The 21,305-nt window shown below is 65.5% G+C and carries 3 protein-coding genes; all 3 read right to left on the bottom strand.

Annotated elements, in window-relative coordinates; genetic code table 11:
• Positions 1-86: 86 nt before the first annotated feature.
• From HBO19_RS23445 to HBO19_RS23435, 3 genes are read right to left on the bottom strand one after another with little or no spacing between them, the layout of a single operon-like run.
• Positions 87-3,257, bottom strand: a complete 3,171-nt coding sequence (locus HBO19_RS23445) for an amino acid adenylation domain-containing protein (protein ID WP_170043710.1) — start codon at positions 3,255-3,257, stop codon at positions 87-89.
• Positions 3,254-8,992 carry a non-ribosomal peptide synthetase gene (locus tag HBO19_RS23440; RefSeq protein WP_262386314.1) on the bottom strand — a complete coding sequence of 1,913 codons (5,739 nt, stop codon included), beginning with the start codon at positions 8,990-8,992 and terminating at the stop codon, positions 3,254-3,256. Before HBO19_RS23440 ends, HBO19_RS23445 begins: the two co-directional genes overlap by 4 nt.
• Positions 8,985-21,281: a non-ribosomal peptide synthase/polyketide synthase gene (locus tag HBO19_RS23435; RefSeq protein WP_170058405.1), complete on the bottom strand. Its 12,297-nt coding sequence runs from the start codon at positions 21,279-21,281 to the stop codon at positions 8,985-8,987. The genes HBO19_RS23440 and HBO19_RS23435 overlap by 8 nt, the downstream gene beginning before the upstream one ends.
• Positions 21,282-21,305 lie beyond the last annotated feature (24 nt).

Genomic DNA, 21,305 nt, shown 5'->3' with positions numbered 1-21,305 from the left:
GGGGCGCTAGACTACAATTTATGAGAATCGTTCGCAACAGCATAAAACGTGCGGGCGCTGACTGACCGCCAGCGCCCGCAACCGTCTCAGCTCTGCACTGCCGCCTGTTGGCGCGCCTTCTCCAGTAACGCGGCCTTCTCCTCTGGGCTCAATGCATCCAGGCGCAAACGTGCCTGGGCCAGTTTTTCCAGTTGGCCAGGGCTGTCTTCCTGGGCGCGCAGGGCCTGGGCCAGCTCGCCGGGGCTTGGGTGGTCGAACACGATGCCGGGATGGACTTCGCAGTGCAGCAGTTTGCGAATCCCCGCCACCAGCTTGATCACCAGCAGCGAATGGCCGCCGGCGGCAAAAAAGTCGCGGTCGCGGCCCAGGCGGTCACGACCCAGCAACTGGGCCATGCGGCTGGCCAGCAAGGCTTCGAGGGCGTCCTGGGGTTCGGCGAAGTTGTCGTCTTCATCGATGGGCTCCAGGCGCTGCAAGGCCTGGCGATCGACTTTGCCATTGCCCAGGCGGGGCATGTGCTGCACCACTTGGTACTGACGCGGCACCATCACCGCCGGCAAGTGCTCGGCCATGTGCTGCTTGAGGGTTTGCAGCCAGTGCGCTGGCGCGTCCTGCCTCGGCAGTACAAAGGCTACCGGCTCATCCTGCGCCAGCAGCACCACGGCTTCACTCACTCCTGGGGCACGCAGCAGGTGTTGTTCGATCTCTGCCAGTTCGATACGGAACCCGCGCACCTTCACCTGGTGGTCGCGCCGGCCATACAGGGCGATGCCGCCTTGGGGCAGGTAACGGGCCAGGTCGCCGCTACGGTACAGGCGCTCGCCAGGGACGAACGGACTGCTGATAAACGCGGCATCGGTCTGCACCGGGTCATTCAGGTAGCCTCGGCACAATTGCTGGCCGCCGATATACAGCTCACCCAGTTCACCGCTGGCCACCAGTTGCTGGTCCTCGTTGAGGATGTACAACTGGTTGTTTGGCAGCACCCGAGTCAGGGCAATCGCCATCTGCTGCAAGTCGTCCGGGCTGATCCCATGCACGGCGACGCCGACGGTGGTTTCGGTGGGGCCGTAGTGATTGAACAGGCGGCAATCGGCGCGCAGGTTGAAGATGCGCGCCACCAACCCCTGGCCGATGGCCTCGCCGCCGAGGATCAGGGTCGCCGGTACTGTCGGCTGCGGTGCTTCGAGCAAGGCCGCAAGATGGGACGGGACGATTTTCAGACAGTCGATGCCCTGGGTCTGGATAAACGCTGCAAACGCCTGCGGATCCTGCATCGTGGCTTCATCAGCGATATGCAAGGTGGCGCCGTTGTACAACGCACCAAACAGGCTGGTATTGCCCAGGTCGGCGGCGACGGTTGAGCCCTGAGCGAAGTGCCGGCAGGCGGCCAGGTCCAGCTCACCGCTGACACCCGCGACATAGTTGAGCAATTGCCGATGCTCAACCACCACGCCCTTGGGTACACCGGTGGTGCCGGAGGTAAACAGCACATAGGCCGCGTCCTGGCCTTGCAGGTTCGCGCTCGGCCCTTCCGGCAACGGCTGCTGCACCGGTTGATCGAGATCCAGCACCGCACAGCCCAATCCATCCGGCGCCGCGCCCTGGGTGACCAGCAGTTGCGCGCCGGCCTGCGCCACCAGTTGGGCCTGGCGGGCCGCGGGCCAGCTGGGGTCCAGCGGCAGGTAGGCGGCCCCTGTGCGCCAGGTGGCAAGAATGGTCAGCACCTGGGCCACGCCGCGCGGCAACGCCAGGGCGACGATACCGCCCGCAGTAACGCCGTGCTGGCGCAGACGGCCGGCCAGTTGGCGCACACCGGCGTCCAGCCCGGCATAGCTCAACGATTGCCCACCCGCCACCAACGCCAGCGCATCCGGGGTGATTTCGGCCCAATTGAGAATATGCTCGGGCAACAGCACCCGCTCTTCCAGCACTTGGGTCGCAGGATTGAATGCCAGCAAGCGTTGGCGCTCCGCTTCCCCCAACAGGCTCAAGGTAGCGATGGCCGCGTCCGGCTGCTCCAGCACACTGGCCAGCAGCACTTGATACTGCGCCAGCAGCGTGTGCATCGATGCCTGGCTGTACACGGCGGCGGCATAGTCCAGCGACAGCCCGGTAACCGCGCCGCCCTCCTCCACATCGACATTCAGCGCCAGTTCAAACAGCGGCCGCAGATCAGCACTGTAGGCGCCACTCCAAGTGCATGCCCCCACTGCGCGCGCTGCCGGCTGGCGGCGCACGCCAAAGCCATGGGTCAGCGGCAGGCCAGCGTCGAGCGGCGCATATTCCTGCCAGGTGCCATGGCTGTCCAGCACCCCCGCCAACTGCGCCAGGACGCTGCTGAACGAGGCCGTCGGCGCCAGGTCGAGGTGCAGCGCCAGGGTTCTTTGCAACAGGCCCACGGTCGGCGCGAAGAACTCATAGTCCGCGCGCGCGTCATGCCGCAGGCCTGCGACAAACCCTTCGCGCCCGCTGATCCGCGCCAGCAGCACCCACCAGGCGGCTTGCAAGAGCGTGGTCACCTGGGTGCCGTGCTGGGTCGCCAACTGGCCCAGGCGCGCCAACACGCGCGGGTCAAGGTCGGTACTCAGGGACTGCCCAACGGCCTTGCCCTGCACGGTATTGGCGTAGCGGCCCGGCAAGTCCGGCGCCAGCGCGCCAGCGCCCGCCAGGTAGGTTTGCCAATAGGCCTTGGCGGTATCCGCGTCTTCGTCAAGCACCACTTCTGCGTGCCATTCCAGGTACTGGGCAAACTGCCCCAGTTCCTCGTCCACGCTGCAACTGCCCTGCTCATAGGCTGTGCACAGGTCTTGATAGAGAATTTCCAGGCTGGCCTGGTCGCCGATAAAACCCGCCAGGCCCAGGGTCAGTTGCCAGTGCTGCGTGTCGATACGCTGCAACAGGCCCTCAAAAAACACTCCGGACGCCAAGCTCACCGGGCGCTGACACCACAGCGCCAGGACCTGCGCGGTGTTACTGGACTCATCCACCGCCAGTGCCCCATTCGCCGCCCCGGCATCAAAGAACTGCCGCAGGCCACGGTAACCGGGCGCGGTCGCCAAACGCGCCGCGAGCGCTGTGTGACGCTGGCGCAATCCACTAAACGCCGCTTGCAGCCGTGGCACATCGAGCGCGCCGCTGATCTGGATAGACAGCAGGTGCGCAATGTCGCCCCAGCTCGCGCCGCCCTGGGCGTCCAGCACCCGCTGCTGCTGTTCGGCGAGCAGCGCCAGGCCTGCATCGTTAAGCGTACTCATGCGTCAGTCCCTTCAGTTTGCATACGTGTGGAGGGCACTACCGTTTCCAGGTCGCGCCGTTCGATCATTTCGCCCATGGCCACGACGATTTTGCGTGGGCCTTCAAAGGGGTCGCGGGCGTGGGCGGCGAGCATGTTGTCCAGCAGGATCACATCGCCCTTGCGCCAGTCAAAGCGCACCGCACAGGCCTCGTAGAGTTCGCCCAGTTGCTGCATCACCGCGTCTTCAATCGGGCTGCCGTCGCCGTAGTACACGTGGCGCGGCATCCGCTCGGGGCCGAACAGGCCCAGCAAGTCGTCGCGCACATCGGGGTCCAGGCAGTAGATATGGTGCAGTTGCACCTGGTTGAAGAAGGTTTTCTCGCCGGTGCTCGGGTGGGTGATGATCGCCGGGCACGGGGTGCGGATCTGCAGTTCGTCGTTGTCCAGCCAGGCCCACTGGATGCCAGCCAGCGCGCAACGCTGCTCGACCTGGGCGCGGTCTTCGGTCTTGAAAAAATGCTGCCAGGACACGTCGAGCTTGTCGGCAAAGGTACGCACATACAGCAGGCCCTTGCTTTCGAAGGTATCGCGCAACGCTTGCGGCAAACGCAGGTACATCTGCCGGCAATCGACCACCGGCGTGGCCCCGCCCACGGGCGACGGTTGCTCACAGAAAAACAGCTGCTTGCGCGGCCAACGATCCTGGTGCGAGCTCTCGTTATGGAACAGGATCATTTTCTTTTCCGGGTAAGGTGTGGAGCGATAGGTGTTCTTGCCGCCCTCTTTCTTCGGCAAGTCGCCGTACTGGCCATACAGGCCCGGCTGGACGGCTTCGGCAAAGGCCTCAAAGTCGTGGATGTCACGCATGGCGAAGCCTCGGAACAGGATCCCCGCATGCCGCGCGAGCTTCTCTTCGACCAGGGCGCGATTGGCCTGGACCCAGGTCACCAGGTCGAGCCCCGGGTCGTTGGGTTCCATCAGCAACGGGAACACCTGATCGGCGTTCAACAGCGATTCACGCATCGCCGGCAGCGGGGCCCTGGCCACCGGGCTCGACGGTTTCTTGAGGAACTTGCCCAGCTTGTCGGCCTTCGGGCTGGCAGGTGCGGCAGGAGCAACAGCGGTATTCGACGGCATGATGATGTCCCCTAATCGGATGTCTGGATCCATGACAATCTGTTGAAGAATTCCCATCCAGGCGCTCACAAGTTCGGTGATGCGCTCTTGTTTGAATAAGTCATTGGCGTACTGCCAGGTGCCCTGCCACTGGCCGTGGTCTTCGTCGATAAACAACGCCATATCGAACTTGGAATAGCCGCCCAGGCTGGGCACCATTTCCACCGCAATGTCCGCCAGGCCCGCGCTGTGCACCGGCAGGTTGTTCATCACGAACAGCACTTGCACCAAGGGGTTGAAACCCTTGTGACGCGGCACGTTGCTGGCTTCGGCGATCATGTCCAGGGGCAGGTCCTGGTGTTCGAAGGCACTCAGGGAGGTTTCCCGGGCCGCGGCGAGGAAATCGCTGAAGCGCGCCCGGGCGTCGAAGCGCGAGCGCAGGGGCAGGATATTGACGAAGAAACCAATCAGGCCTTCCAGCTCGGCATGCTGGCGCCCCGCCACATCGGCACCCACCAGCAGGTCGTCGCTGGCGGCGAGGCGGTGCAGCAACACCTGGAATGCGGCCAACAACGTGGTGTAAGGCGTGACACCCTGGCGTGCGGACAGGCTTTTCAGTGCCTCGCCCAACGCCGGCGGCACGCTGAATGACTCGCTGGAGCCCTCGAACGACGGCATCGGCGGCCGCGCAAAGTCTGTCGGTAGCAGCAGTTGCCCAGGGTGACCGGCCAGGGCGTCCTTCCAGTAGCCGGCCTGTTGCTGCAATACCCCGGCCTGCTCCAGCGCCAGTTGCCATTGCGCATAGTCGCTGTATTGCACCGGCAGCGGCGGCAGATCGATGCCACGCCCCTGCTTGAGGGCGGCGTAGTGTTGCACCAGTTCACCCACCAGCACCGCCATCGACCAACCATCGGAAATGATGTGGTGCATCGAATACAGCAGCACATGTTCATGGGCGCCCAGGCGCAGGATCTGCCCACGGAACAACGGCGCCTGCGCCAGGTTGATCGGGCGCCGGGTATTGTCCAGTGTGGCCTGGGCGACCTGGGCTTCCTGTTCGATGCGGTCCAGGTGCGACAGGTCGACCACGGCGAAGTCCACATTCACTTCAGGCGCGATCACCGCCAGTGGATCGCCGTCATCGTCGGCGACATAGGCGGTACGCAGCACCTCATGGCGTTGCACCACACACTTGAGGCTTTCGATCAACAACGCCAGCGAGACTTCGCCACGCAAGCGCAACGCCAAGGGCATGCCATACGCGCCGTTGCCGGCCGAGAACTGCTCGGCCACCCACAAGCGACGCTGGGCCAGGGACAACGGCGCAGTGCTGCGCGGGCCATGGGCGTGCAAGGCGATTTGCGCCGGCTGCACAGCCGAACGGCTTGCCAGCAATGCGGCAAAATCTTCCAGCACCGGAGCGTTGAACAGGTCACGCAAGCCTGGGTTGCTGGCCAGGGTTTGCTTGAGTCGCGCGATCACCTGGGTGGCCAGCAGCGAGTGCCCGCCGAGCTCGAAGAAGTTGTCGCTCACCCCCACTTGCGCCAGGCCCAGCACCTGCTGCCAGACCTCGGCGATCTGCTGCTCCAGGGCGTTGCGCGGCGCGATGTAGTGTTGCTGCAGGGCGCTGGCATCCGGCGCCGGCAACACTTTGCGGTCGAGTTTGCCGTTGGGAGTCAGCGGCAGGCTGTCGAGGAAGACCCAATGGCTGGGCACCATGTACTCCGGCAGGTCGCCCTTGAGCTGACGCTTGCACGCCTCACGCAGCGCCTGCTCATCGCTGACCGCTTGCACGGCAACCACGTACGCCACCAACTGCGGATGGCCAGCGACGTCCCGCACCACCACGGCGGCTTCGCGCACTGGCGGTTGCTCCAACAGCCGCGCTTCGATTTCCCCCAGTTCGATCCGCAACCCACGGATTTTCACCTGATGGTCCACGCGGCCGATGTACTCGATCACCCCGTCCGCGCGGTAGCGCGCCAGGTCGCCGGTGCGATACAGGCGCGCGCCGGGCGCACCAAATGGGTCAGGCAAGAAGCGTTCGGCGGTGAGTGCCGGCCGCTGGAAATAACCCCGCGCCAGGCCGTCGCCGCCAATCAACAATTCGCCGGCGACCCCGACCGGCACCGGCGCCAGGTTATCGTCGAGAATATACAGGCTGGTATTGGCAATCGGCCCGCCGAGCCACGGCTGTGGCTGGGTCGGCGTGAGTGGGTACTGCGCCGACCAGATGGTGGTTTCGGTCGGCCCGTAGAGGTTCCACACCTGGGGCGAGAGCGCCAAAAGTCGGGTCGCCAGCTCCAGGGGCAGCGCCTCACCGCCGCACAGCAGCTTGCAGCCCTTGAGGGCCTCGGCCTGGGGGTGATCGAGCAGCATGCGCCACGTGGAAGGCGTGGCCTGCAACACGCTGATGCGCTGCTGCTTGACCAGGGCCAGCAAGGCTTGCGGGTCGAGGTTGATGTCCTGCCCGGTCAGCACCAGGGTCGCGCCGACCAGCAGCGGCCCGTAGATTTCCAGGCCGAAAATATCGAACGAGAAGGTGGTCAGCGACAGCAACCGGTCCTGGGCGTGCAACCCCGGCTGGCGGGCCATGCTGCACACAAAGTTGGTCAGCGCACCATGGCGCACCATCACGCCTTTGGGCTTGCCGGTGGAGCCGGAGGTGTAGATCACGTAGGCCAGGTGTTCGGCGGTGCTGCGCGGCAGTGGGTTTTCCACGCTGTAGCCATCGAGCCACGCACCCGGCTGGTCCAGGACCAGCGCACTGACCCCGGCCGGGATCGGCAAGCGCGCGAGCAACGGCGCCTGGGTCAGCAGCAGGGCCAGGCCGCTGTCTTGCATCATGTAGGCCAGGCGATCCTCGGGGTACGCCGGATCCAGCGGGATGTAGGCGCCACCAGCCTTGAGAATCGCCAATAGCCCGACCACCAGGTCGACGCTGCGCTGCACCGCGATGCCCACCAGCACATCCGGGCCCACGCCGGCTTCGATCAAACGATGGGCCAGGCGGTTGGCCTGCTGGTTGAGCTGGGCAAAGGTCAACGACTGTGTATCAAACACCAACGCCACAGCGTCCGGAGTACGGGCGGCCTGGGCCTCGATCAACTGGTGGATGGCGCTGTGGCGAGGGTAGTCGGCGGTGCTGCTGTTCCAGCTTTGCAGCGCCAGGCGTTGTTCGGCGGCGGTAAGCATCGGTAGTTGGCCAATGCGCTGGCGGGGGTCATCGAGCATGCCCTGCAACAAGGCCTGCCAGTGCCGCGCCAGGCGCTCGACAGTCGAGGCGTCAAAGATGTCGGTGGCATAGGTGAGCGCCGCCGACAGGCCATCGGGCCCGTCGAAGGTATTGAGGGTCAGGTCAAACGGCGCACTGCGGTTTTCCGAGTCGACCGGGGTGCACAGCAACCCGCCCAGGGGCTGGCCATCGGTAAATCGGCCAGCTTCCATCTGGTGGTTGAACATGACCTGGAACAACGGCGTGTGCAGGCTGTTGCGCTCGGGTTGCAGCGCCTCCACCAACTGCTCGAACGGCAGGTCCTGCCAGGTCTGGGCCTCGTGGGCGGCGGCCTTGACGGTCTGCACAAAGTCCGCAAACGGCTGCTGGCTGTCGAGCGTGGCCTGCATCACCTGGGTGTTGACGAAAAAGCCGATGACCCGCTCCGTCTCGGCGCGGTTGCGGTTGGCGGTGGGCACGCCGACGCGGATATCCGACTGGCCGCTGTAACGGTGCAACAGCACCTGGAACGACGCCAGCAGCAACATGAACGGGCTCACCCCTTGCTGCTGCGCCAGGCCCTTGAGGCCATCGCTCAGGGCGCGGTCCAACGCCAGCGGCAGCGTCGCACCCTGCTGGTCCGGCGGCCCCAGGCGCGGGCGATCCACCGGCAGCTCAAGCAGGACGTGCTCTGTGCCCAGTCTGCCACGCCAGTAATCCAGCTGCCGGCGCCCTTCCCCGGCCTCCAGCCATTGCCGCTGCCAGGCGGCATAGTCGGCGTACTGGATGACCGGCGCCGGCAACGCGCATGGCGTGCCCGTAACCTGGGCGATGTACAGCGCCAGTAGCTCATCGATCATGATCTGCATCGACCAGCCATCGGTGATGATGTGGTGCAACGTCAGCACCAGCACATGCTCATCGTCCGCCAGGCGCAACACTGCGGCACGCAATAACAGATCGTGTTCCAGATCGAACGGCTGGCTGCTCTGCACCTGGACAAACGCCTTGATGACCGACTCGGGGTCGCCCGCCGCAGCGTCCTGTACCGCAAGTTCCAGCGCGTCAATCGGCCGAATGATGCACCGCACCCGCTCATCCTCCTGCACAAACCCGGCGCGCAGCCCTTCATGACGCGCCAGCACCTGCGACAGGCTGCATTGCAGCGCCTCGACATCCAGCTCGCCCTTCAAACGCAGGGCCGCGCAGATGTTGTAGGCACTGCCCAGGGGGTCGAACTGCCAGAGGAACCATTGCCGCTGCTGGGCATACGACAGGGCCTGGGGCCCGGTCTCGCTGGCCGGCACAATCGGGAAACGCGCGACATTGACCCCCTGTTGTTCCAGCTTGCTGAACAGTTGCGCGCGCTTGGGTGCGCTCAAGTCTTTGATGCGCGCCACCAGTTCCGCAGTTTTGTTAAGCATTGCTTTCCTCCAGGTTTTCCTGCTCCAGCTCATCGAGGACATCGAAGATCAGGTCAAAGTCATCGGCCAGGCCATCGCCCTGGGCCGCGTCGGCCAGGGTTTTGGCCAACGCCCCAAGGCTGTCCTGGGCATAAAAGTCCTTCACCGCCACGTCCACCCCAAGCACCGCGCGCACGCGAGACAGCATCACCACCACCTGCAGGGAGTGCCCGCCCAGGTCGAAGAAGTTGTCGCCAAGCCCGATACGCTCGACCTTGAGCACTTGCTGCCAGATTTCGGCCAGTTGCTGCTCGAGCGGCGAGGCCGGGGCCACATAGGCCCGTTGCATCTGGCTGACGTCCGGCGCCGGCAGGGCCTTGCGGTCCAGCTTGCCGTTGGGGGTCAGGGGCATCTGCGTGACAAACACCAGGTGCGCCGGGACCATGTAGTCGGCCAGGTGCTGCTTGAGGCCGGCCTTGATCGACTCGCGCAACGTCGCGTGCCGTTCGGGGCTATCGCTAGGTTCGGCGAGTACCACATAGCCCACCAGTTGTGGCCCGCTGGGCCCGTCCAGGGCCAGCACCGCCGCTTCCCGCACAGCGTCCTGGGACTGGATGCGCGCCTCGATTTCCCCCAGTTCGATGCGAAAGCCACGGATTTTCACCTGGTGGTCCAGGCGCCCGAGGTATTCGATCACCCCTTCGGCGCGGTAGCGCGCCAGGTCGCCGGTGCGGTACAGGCGCTGGCCGGGCGCACCGAATGGGTCGGGCAAGAAGCGCTCGGCAGTCAGGCCTGGACGCTGGAAGTAGCCACGCGCCAGGCCATCGCCGCCGATCAACAACTCGCCGGGCACGCCGACCGGGGCCAACGCACCGTCCTGGCTGAGGATGTACAACGCGGTGTTATCGATTGGCCGCCCCAGCCATGGCTGGCCGTCGAGGCGGTGGGCTGCCGACCAGATGGTGGTCTCGGTCGGGCCATAGAGGTTCCACACCGCGCCGCCGAGGGCGAGCATGCCTGCCGCCAGTTCGTCGGCCAGGGCTTCGCCACCGCAGAGCAAGGTGCAACCCTGCAACGCCGCCACCTGCGGGCTGTCGAGCAACATGCGCCAGGTCGAGGGCGTGGCTTGCAGGGTGTTGACGCGCTGGCTCGCGACGGTGCTGAGGATCGCGTCCGGGTCGAGGGTGGTGTCTTTGTCCACCAGCACCGCACAGGCGCCGACAGTCAGCGGCAGGTAGATCTCCAGGCCGAAGATATCGAACGAGAACGTGGTCAGCGAGAGGATCCGTTCACCCGCCGCAAGCCCCGGCTCGCGGGCCATGCTCGCAATGAAATTGCCGAGGGCGCCATGGGGCACCATCACGCCTTTGGGCTTGCCGGTGGAACCGGACGTGTAGATCGCATAGGCCAGATTGTCCGGCCCGGCCGACGCCGGTGGGTTGTGGCTCGGGTAACCGGCGAACCAGCCTGCCTCGCCCTCCAGCACCAGCGCCTGCACGCCGCCCGGAATCGGTAGCGAACCAAGCAGCGGCGCCTGGGTAATCAATAACCTCAGGCCGCTGTCTTGCATCATGTACGCCAGGCGATCGGCCGGGTAAGCCGGGTCCAGCGGCACGTAGGCGCCACCGGCCTTGAGGATCGCCAGCAGGCTGATGATCATCGGCAAGCCGCGCTCCACCGCAATCCCCACCAGACGATCCGGCCCGACACCTTCGGCCAGCAACCGATGCGCCAGTTGGTTGGCCTGCTGATTCAGCTCGGCATAGGTCAGCGACTGTTGGCCAAACACCAGCGCGACGGCCTCGGGGGCCCGCTTGGCCTGGGCTTCGAACAATTGATGAATGCACTGCTCGCGCGGGTAATCGACCGCCGGTGGATTCCATTGCGCAACCACCTGTCGTTGACGGGCCGCACCTTGCATCGACAAGTCACCCAGCGCCAGTTCGGGCTGATCGAGCATGCCCAACAGCAGGCGGCTGAAATGCTCGCTGAGTTCATCGATGGTGCCCACGCTGAAATGGGCGTGGATGAAGCGCAAATGCACGGTCAGGGTTTCCCCCAGGCTGACCAGCAGGCTCAACGGATAGTTGGTCTGCTCGACACTGCGCACCTCACCGAACACCAGCCCCTGGGGTGCGCCACGCTTGAGGGTTGCGGCCACCGGGTAGTTTTCAAATACCAGCAGGCTGTCGAACAGCGCGTCACCACTGTGCCCGGCCCAGCGCTGGATATCGAACAACGGCGTGTGCTCATGCTCGCGCAGGGCCAGGTTTTGCTCCTGTACGGCGTGCAGCCATTGGCTGACCGTTTGCTCGGCACGCGGGCTGGCAATCACCGGCAAAGTGTTGATGAACAGGCCAACCTGCTGCTCGATACCCGCCAGGTCAGCCGGGCGACCGGCGACCGTGGCGCCAAAGGCTACACTGTCCTGCCCGGTATAACGCTGCAACAGCAACAGCCACGCGGCCTGCACCAGGGTGTTGGGGGTGACTTTCTGCTGGCGGGCAAACTCGCCCAGGCGGCGGGTTTGCGTCACATCCAGCGTCAGGTAATGATCGCCATGACCACCGGCCAGCGCCTGCGCCGGGTCGCTGACCGCCTGGGCCAGCAGAGTCGGCTCTTCCAGTGCCGCCAGGTTGGCGCGCCAGAACTGTTGGCCAGCCTGCTGATCCTGGCGTTGCAGCCAGGCGATGTAATCGCGATAGCGCCCCACCGACGGCGTCGGCACCTGGCCGTCATAGCGTTGCAGCACCTCGCCCAACAGCTGGGAGTTGCTCCAGCCATCCATCAGGATGTGGTGGTGGGTGTACAACAATTCGCAACGACGCGCGTCCAGGCGCACCAGCACCAGGCGCAACAACCCGGGCTGGTTCAGGTCAAAACCCTGGGCCAGCTCGGCGGCGGCCAGCGCTTGCAGCGCCTGTGGCTGGTCGCTGCGTTCACGCCAGTCGAGCACGCTGAACGGTACTTCAAGCTGCTTGTGCACCACCTGCACCGGTTGCGGCAAACCACCCTGCCAGGCAAAGGCGGTGCGCAGGATAGGATGAGCATCGACCACCGCCTGCCACGCCGCCCGGAAGCGTTCGGGATCGAGGCCGTCGATGCTGACCTGCATCTGGTTGACATACTCGCCGCCGCCTTGCTCCAGCAGACTATGGAACAACATGCCCTGCTGCATGGCCGACAGCGGATAAATATCCTCGATGGCTTCGCAGGCGTCGGCCAGGGTATCCACTTGCACCTGGGTCAACGCCGCCAGCGGGAAGTCCGACGGGGTCACGCCGTGATGGCCGGCGCTCGTGCAGTGTTCAATCAGCGCCTTGAGCTCCAAGGCCAGGGCGTCGGCCAGGGGCTGGATGGTGGCGGCGTCGAACATCTGCTGGCTGAAGGTCCAGCCCAGGCACAACTCACCGTCGAACACCTGCCCGTTAAGGGTCAGCCAGTTGCCCAGCGGCGCGTCCGGGTGCTGCTCAAGCCCGGCACGTTCGCCACTGGGTACGAACAGTGCGCTGTGCTCGCCTTCAAGGCTACTGTCGAACTGGCCCAGGTAGTTGAAGGTGATACGCGGCACCGGCAGTGCCGCCAGGGTGTGCCGCACCGATGCGTCGCCCAGGTAACGCAAGGCGCCAAAACCCACGCCCCGATTGGGGATGGCGCGCAGTTGCTCCTTGACCTGCTTGATCGAATCGTCCAGCGCCTCGGCGGGTACCAGGCGTACCGGGAACAGGCTGGTGAACCAACCCACGGTGCGGGTCAGGTCCAGGTGGTCGAACAGCTCTTCACGGCCATGGCCTTCGAGCTGGATCAACACTTCACGGCGCCCGGTCCAGCGCGTGATGACCCGCGCCAATGCCGTCAGCAGCAGGTCATTGACCTGGGTGCGATAGGCCGCTGGTGCGTCCTGCAACAGGCGCCGGGTCAGGTCGGCGTCCAGGCGCGTATCCAGCGTAATGCCGTCGCGGCTGCGCAGGCTGGCGTCCACCCTGGCGCCCGGCAGGTGGTTGTCGGTGCCGTGCAGTGCTTGCCAGAACGCAACCTCGGTGGGTAGCGCGGGACCGCGGGCAAGACCTTGCAGTTGCTCGGCCCAGGTTTTGAACGCGGTGGTCTTGGCCGGCAAGCTCACGGTGGGCTGGCGGTAAGCGTCCTGCAGGTCTTGCAGGAGGACGCGCCAGGACACGCCGTCGACCACCAGGTGATGGATGATCACCAGCAGGCGCTGGCTGCCATCAGCCTTGTCGAACAACACCGCGCGCAGCAGCGGACCTTGTTGCAGGTCCAGGCTGGCCTGGGCCTGGTCGGCCAGCGCCTGAAGCTCGGCGTCGTGATTGACCCGGTGCTGCCAGAGCAGCTCCTGGGTTGACGCCGCGCCGTGGCTGGCGAGCCACTGCGCGCCGTCGTGCTGGAAGTTCAGGCGCAGCGCATCGTGATGGGCGACCAGCACCTGCAAGGCCTGGGCAAGTCGCGCCCCGTCCAGGGGCTGGCGGGGCGTCAACAGTACGGACTGGTTCCAGTGTTGGCGCTGGGGAATATCCTCGTCAAAAAACACCTGCTGCACCGCCAGCAACGGCATGCCACCGACCACCGGGCCCTGGTCGATGCTCGGCAGGCCATCGCCACTGCGGGTGACACTGGCCAGGCCTTGAATGGTCTGCTGCTCGAACAACGCCTTGGCAGTGAAGTGCAGCCCCGCCTGACGGGCTCGGCTGACCACCTGCATCGACAGGATCGAATCACCGCCCAGCTCGAAGAAGTTATCGCCAAGCCCCACCCGCGGCAGGTTCAACACTGCTTGCCAGATAGCCGCCAGTTGCTGCTGCACGGCGGTGACCGGCGCCACATAGTCCTGCTGCAACAGGCTGGCGTCCGGCTTGGGCAGGGCCTTGCGGTCGAGCTTGCCGTTGGGGGTCAGCGGCAAGTGGTCGAGCAGCATCCAGTAGGTCGGCACCATGTAGTCCGGCATGTTCGCCTTGAGACTGGCCTTGAGGCGCTCGCGCAACCCAGGCTCGGCCTGCGCCGGCACGATATAGGCCACCAGTTGCTGCGCGCTCGCGCCCTGATGGGCCAGGACTACCGCGTCACGTACACCGGGCTGTTGCAACAGGCGCGATTCGATTTCGCCGAGTTCGATACGGAAACCACGGATCTTCACCTGGTGGTCGATCCGCCCACAGTAATGCACCACCGCCGCCGCGTCGCGTCGCGCCAGGTCGCCACTGCGGTACACGCGGCTGCCGGCCACAGCGGCGAATGGGTCGGGAATGAAACGCTCGGCAGTCAGTGCCGCACGCTGGTGATAACCCTGGGCCAAGCCCTCGCAAGCGGCGATGCACAACTCACCGACCACGTCATCGGGCAGTGGGTTGGCGTCGCGATCGAGCACATACAGCGCCCGACCCGGCAAGGCACGGCCAATCGGCACACCATTGGCCGCGTCGGCATCCATCAGTTGGCACAGGTGGGTGCTGGACACCACCGTGGCTTCGGTCGGGCCATAGGTGTTGAGCAAGCGCACGCCGCCTAGGCCTGCGGCGTGCCAGAGCTTGAGCCCTTCCACCGACATCGCCTCGCCCCCCACATGCACCTGGCGCAGTTGCCCGCGACTGCGCTGCGGGTCGGCGGCCCAGTCCTGGGCCAGCAGGAACCAGTACGCCGCCGGCAAGTCGGCCAGGGTCACGCCGTGCTCGATGATCTGCTCGTACAGGGTCACGGTGTCCCAGGTGTCGTCACCGCGCAGCACCAGGCAGGCACCTTCGCACAGCGGCGGGAAGCATTGTTCGACAAACCCGTCGAAGCTGAATGTGGCGAATTGCAGCACCCGCTCCTGAGGGGTGAGTTGCGAGTACTCGGCGGCTATCGTGCAGAACTCGCGCAGCGCGCCATGGGCGATGGACACCCCCTTGGGCTGCCCGGTGGAGCCGGAGGTGTAGATCACGTAGGCCAGGTGCTCGGCCAGCGCCAGGTTGGCGAGGTTGGTGCACGGATAGTCGCGCTCCGATCCGTCGAGCAGCAGGCACGGCACGCGTGCATCGGCCAGGGCGTCGTCGAGCACGCCGGGCTGGCGCAGCAGCAGGTCCATGGCGCTGTCATCAATCATGTAGGCCAGGCGCTGGGCCGGGTAATCAGGGTCCAACGGCACATAGGCGGCGCCGGCCTTGAGGATCGCCAGCAGGCTGGCAATCATCGCCCCACCGCGACGCACCGCCAGCCCGACGCGCTGGCCGGGCACTACACCCTGCTCGCGCAAGCGATGGGCCAGGCGGTTGGCGCGCTGATTGAGCTCGGCATAGGTCCAGCGCTCGTCACCGCTGATCAAGGCCAGGGCATCCGGGGTCGCCGCAGCGCGGCGCTCGATACGCTGGTGCGCCAGCAACGGGTCGACGGCCGGCTGCACCGCCGCCCGCTCCAGGGCCGGATCGCGCAGGCTCAGGTTGCCCAGTGCCTGGCCGTGCGCCTCGACAAACTGCTCAAGCAGTTGCAACAGGCTCGCGCCGATAGTGTGTATCTGCTGCGGGCTGAAGGCGGCCCGGGCATAGCTGAAGTCCAGGCTCAGGGTTTCACCCAACTCGATGCCCAGGGTCAGCGGATAGCTGGTCTGCTCGTGGTTGTGCAGCCCGCTGAAGCTCAAGCCGGCCGGTGCACCGGCTTGCAGCGCCTGGGACACCGGGTAGTTTTCGAACACCAGCAAGGTGTCGAACAGTGCGCTGCCCGGCTGCCCGGCCCAGCGCTGGATGTCGTACAGCGGTGTGTGCTCGTGCTCGCGCAGGACCACACTGTGCGCCTGCACCTGTTGCAACCAACTGGCGACGCTCTGGGTGGCCTCCGGGCTGCAAATAATCGGCAACGTATTGATAAACAGCCCGACCTGCTGCTCGATCCCCGGCAGATGGGCCGGACGCCCGGCCACTGTGGCGCCAAAGGCCACGCTCGGCTGGCCGCAATACCGTTGCAGCAAAATCGCCCATGCCGCTTGCAGCAGGGTGTTGAAAGTGACCTTATTGTGCCGCGCGAACTCCCCCAGCCGCGCGGTGGTGCTGGCGTCCAGCAGCAGGTGGTGACTGGCCTGACCGCTGCCCCCGCGCGGCGCCGGCAGAGCGGTGGCCAGCAGGGTCGGCGCGGCCAGTGCTTGCAGTTGCGCGCTCCAGAATTGCTCGCTGGCCTGAGGGTCCTGGGCCAGCAGCCAGCCCACATAGTCGGCATAGCGCCCGGTGACCGGCGCCGGCACCTGCCCGGCGTAACGTTGCAGGACTTCGCCCAGCAACTGCGCGTTGCTCCAGCCGTCCATCAGGATGTGATGGCTGGTGTAGATCAGTTCATAGCGCTGAGCCGCCAGTGGCACCAACACCAGGCGCAACAACGGCGCCTGGTGCAGATCGAAACCTTGTTCACGCTGTTCAAGGGCCAGTTGGTCAAGGTCGTCGGGGGCGACGTCGAGCACCGTCAGCGGCAGTTGCACCGCACGCTGGATCGCTTGCAACGCCTGCGCCTGGCCTTCCCAGACAAACCGCGCACGCAGTACTTCGTGGCGCTCCAGCACCGCTTGCCAGCATTGGCCAAACCGCTCCACGTCCAGGCCATCGATGGTCAGGCGCAGTTGGTTGATATAGGCGCCAGCCCCGGCATCGTAGGCACTGTGGAACAGCATGCCCTGCTGCATGGGCGACAGCGGATAAAGGTCCTCGATCTGCGTCAGGGGCAAGCCCAGGCCTTCCAGTTGTGCCTGGTCGAGGCTGACCAGCGGGAAGTCCGAAGGCGTGGCCCCGCCCTGCTGCGGGTCGAGACAGTGTGCGATCAGCTCGTGCAATGTCCGGGCGCAATGATCCACCAGGGCCTGGATGGTCTCGCGACGGTAGACTTCGCCACTGAAACTCCAGTCCAGTTCCAGCTCGCCGGCGTACACCCGCCCTTCCACGCTCAGCCAGTTGGCCAGGGGCGCCTCCGGGCTCTGGGCCTGGCCGCCGCCTTCGCTGGCCGGTACGAACAGCGCATCATCGCCAAACTGCTGGTCGAACTGCCCCAGGTAGTTGAAGGTGATCCGTGGCTGGGCCAGCGCCGCCAGCTCTTGAGCCGCAGCACCGTAGCGCAGCACGCCGTAGCCAATGCCTTTGCGGGGCACCTGGCGCAATTGCTCCTTGATCGCCTTGAGGGTCGCGCCCGCCTCGTTGCCAGGGGTCAGGCGCAGCGGGTAGAGGCTGGTGAACCAGCCGAGGGTGCGGGTCAGGTCGATATCATCGAACAGCTCTTCGCGACCATGGCCTTCGAGCTGGATCAGCGCCGAGGGGTGGCCGGTCCATTGGCAGATCGTGCGGGCCAGGGCGGCCAGCAGCAGGTCGTTGACCTGGGTGCGGTAGGCCGCCGGCGCCTGTTGCAGCAGTTGCCGGGTGTGTTTACGGTCCAGGCGCAGGCGGATGTGTTCAGCCACCGCCTGGGTCTGCCGGCCGTGGGGATTATCCCGTGGCAAGTCGCTGGCAGCGCCCTGCAACTGCCCGCGCCAGTACGCTAACTCGGCCAGCAGCGCCGGGCTGCGGCTGTAGTCGTCCAGGCGCGCGGCCCACTGCTGGTAGGCACTGGTCTTGTGCGGCGCGGTCAGCGGTGCGCCGGCCAGGCCCTGGGCGTAGCCGCGCTGCAAGTCTTCCAGCAGCACACGCCAGGACACCCCATCCACCACCAGGTGATGCAGCACCAACAACAGGCGCTGGCTGCCATCGGCCATGTCCACCAGCAAGGCCCGCATCAACGGGCCGTGTTGCAGGTCCAGGCTGGCCTGGGCCAGATCACACTGCTCGCGCAATGCCTCGACGCTGGCGGCCTGGCGCTGCCATAGCTCCACCGTCGTGGATTGCGCATGCGCTTGCTCCCAGCCCTGCCCACCCTCGACGAAACGCAGGCGCAAGGCATCGTGTTGTACCACCAACGCCTGCAACGCAGCGGTCAGTGCGGCGACCTGTATCGGCTGGCGCGGGGTGAGCAGCAGCGATTGGTTCCAGTGCTGGCGGGCGGGAATGTCCTGGACAAAGAACCATCGCTGCACCGGGGTCAGCAGCACCGGGCCTTGGGCCGGGCCTTGCTCGATGGCCAGCGTCGACACTTCACGGGCGGCGGCGGCCAGGCTGCGCAGGGTCTGGTGGCGGAACAGGTCGCTGGGCGCCAGTTGCAAGCCGGCCTGGCGGGCGCGGCTGACCACCTGGATCGAGACGATGGAGTCGCCGCCCAGCTCGAAAAAATTGTCATCCAGGCCAATCTGCGGCTGGCCAAGAATGTCCTGCCAGATCCCGGCCAGCAGCAATTGCCGAGGCTCCTGTGGTGCGCTGAAGGCCTGTACCTTGGCCTCGCCGGCCCGTGGCAAGGCCTTGCGGTCCAGCTTGCCGTTGGGGGTCACGGGGAATTGCGCCAAGGCCATGGTTACCGTCGGCAGCATGTATTGCGGCAGGGTTTCGGCCAGATGCGCGCGCAGGCTCTGCTCAAACGCACCCTGGTCTTCAGGCATCGTCGCCGGTACCACATAGGCCACCAGCAAGCGGCCATCCTGGGCAATCACCAGCGCTTCCTTGACCTGTGGGTGGCTGAGCAGACGGGCCTCGATTTCCCCCAGCTCAATGCGCAGGCCACGGATCTTCACCTGATGGTCGATACGCCCGACGTACTCGATCACCCCATCGGCGCGATAGCGGGTCAGGTCGCCGGTACGGTACAGGCGCTCGCCGGTGGTGGAAAAAGGATTGGGCACGTACTTTTCGGCGGTCAAGGCTGCCTTGCCCAGATAGCCACGGGTGATCCCGGCGCCGGCCAGGTGCAGCTCGGCAGCGGCCCCGGTAGGTACTGGCTGCAGGTCGGCGTCGAGGAGGTAGGCCTGGGTGTTGCTCAACGGTCGGCCAATACTCGGCTGGCCCAAGGCTTCGCGTGGCGTCCAGGTGGAATAGGTGGTGTCTTCGGACGGGCCATACAGGTCATAGACCTGCTTGATCGACGGCTGCTGGTAGAGGCGGTCCACCAGGGATTGCTTGAGCGGCTCGCCGGCCAAGTTAATGATGCGCACGCTCTCGGGGATCTGCCCGGCGCGCTGCAAGGCATTGATCGCCGACGGCACGGTGTTGATCAGGCGCACCTGGTCGCGGGCCGGCAGGTCGGGCAGTTCCAGGGCATTGCGCGCGAGGATCAGCGAGCCGCCGTTGGCCAGGGTGACGAAGATTTCCCACACCGACAGGTCAAAACACACTGAGGTCGAGGCCAGCACGCCCTGGATATCTTCGCGGCTGTACACCTGCTGCGACCAGTGGATCAGCGCCAGTACGTTGCCATGGGCAATCGCCACGCCTTTGGGCTTGCCGGTGGAGCCGGAGGTATAGATCACGTAGGCCAGATTATTGGGCGCCACGGCGGTGACCGGTGCTGTCAGCGGATAGCCGGCCAGTTGATCCATCAGTAGCACCCGGGCCTGAGTCTGGGGCAAGTCGGCGAGCAACTCGGCCTCGGTCAGCAGCACCTGGGCGCGACTGTCTTCGAGCATGTAGGCCACGCGGTCGGCGGGGTAATCCGGGTCCAGCGGCACATAGGCGCCGCCGGCCTTGAGCACCCCGAGCAAGGCGACGATCAACGCGTCGGAACGCTGCATGGCCACGCCGACCCGCACTTCAGGGCCCACGCCCAGCTCGATCAGCTGGTGCGCCAGTTGATTGGCCTGGCCGTCCAGCTGGCGATAGCTCAGGGTCTTGGCGCCGTAGGTCAGGGCCAGGGCATCCGGTTGACGCTCGACCTGCTCGGCGATCAGTCGATGGATGCTGCGCTCTTGCGGGTACTCAGAAGCTGTGGCGTTCCAGTCATGGATCTGCTGCTGGTAGTGCGCAGCGTCGAGCATCGGCAGTTCGGCCACGCGCTGCTGCACGTTGTCGACCATACCAGCGAGCAAGTGGCTCCAGTGGCGGGCCATGCGTTCGATGGTGGCGGGCGTGAACAGGTCGGTGGCGAAGGTCAGTGCGGCCCGCAGGGTGCCGCCCTGCTCCCAGGTGTCGAGGCTCAGGTCGAATTGGGTGGTGCGGCTTTGCCACTCCACCAGGCTCAAGGACAGGCCGGATTCCAGCACCAGCGCCTCAAGATCAGCCACTTGCGGCTGATGGTTGTACAGCACCTGGAACAGCGGCGTGTGGCTCAGGCTGCGCTCCGGCTTGAGGGCTTCGACCAGGCGTTCGAACGGCAGGTCCTGATGGGCCTGGGCGCCGCTGACCACGTCCTTGAGCACCTGCAATAAGTCACTGGCCCGCGCCTGCCCATCGACGTGCGCGGCCATCACTTGAGTATTGACGAACAGGCCGATCAAACCCTCGGTTTCACCGCGATGCCGGTTGGCAATCGGCACGCCCACCCGCAGGTCGGTCTGGCCGGTGTAGCGAAACAGCAGGATCTTGAATGCAGCCAGCAGCACGGTGAACAACGACACATTCTGCTGGCGCGCCAGCAAGCGCGCGCCCTCGGCCAGTGGCGCCGGCACCGCGAACTCATAGCGTTGGCCCTGATGACTGGCCACGGCTGGGCGCGCAAAGTCCAGGGGCAACTCCAGTACCGGGTGCTCATCGCCCAGCTGCTCGCGCCAGTAATCCAGTTGCCGCGCCTGCTCCCCGGCTTCGAGCCAGCGGCGCTGCCACAGGGCATAGTCGCTGTACTGGATCGGCAGGGCCGGCAGTTGCGGCGCCTGGTTGCGCTCAAAGGCGTCATAGCAGCGGATGAACTCGTCGATCAGCACGTTCATCGACCAGCCGTCCGAGACGATGTGATGCAGGGTCAACAGCAACACATGCTCCTGCTCGGCAAGCTTGAGCAATTGCACGCGCAGCAGTGGGCCCGTGGCCAGGTCAAAGGGCTGCAGCGATTGTGCGGTAGCGGCGGCCATCACGGCCTGTTCGCGCTCGGCCAGTGGCAAGTTGCCAAGGTCCAATGGCTCAATCGCCAGCGCCGGTTTGCAGGGCACTTGCAACAGGCGCTCATCGGCCTGGCGCTGGAACACCGTGCGCAGGGTTTCATGGCGTGCGACCAGGCTGGCAAACGCCTGCTCGATGGCTGACAGGCTCAAACGGCCCTTGAGGCGCACCGCTCCCGGCAGGTTGTAGGCGGCGCTGGCCGGATCCAGTTGCCAGAGAAACCACATGCGCTGCTGGGCGTAGGACAACGCCTGACGGTCCTCGGCCTCGACCTGGGCCGGAATCGGAAAACGCGAAAAATCGATCCCTTCCTTTTGCAGCGCCTGGAGGAACATCTGGCGTTTTTCCAGGGGCAACCCGATAAACCGGCGAGCAAGTTTCAAGGAGTCTTCAGCGTTCATTTCTTGGGATCCGGAGCAATAGGC

Origin of the sequence: Pseudomonas sp. WS 5021, assembly GCF_012985535.1 — a bacterium.
GTDB lineage: Bacteria > Pseudomonadota > Gammaproteobacteria > Pseudomonadales > Pseudomonadaceae > Aquipseudomonas.
This window is presented reverse-complemented; position numbering and strand designations above follow the sequence as displayed.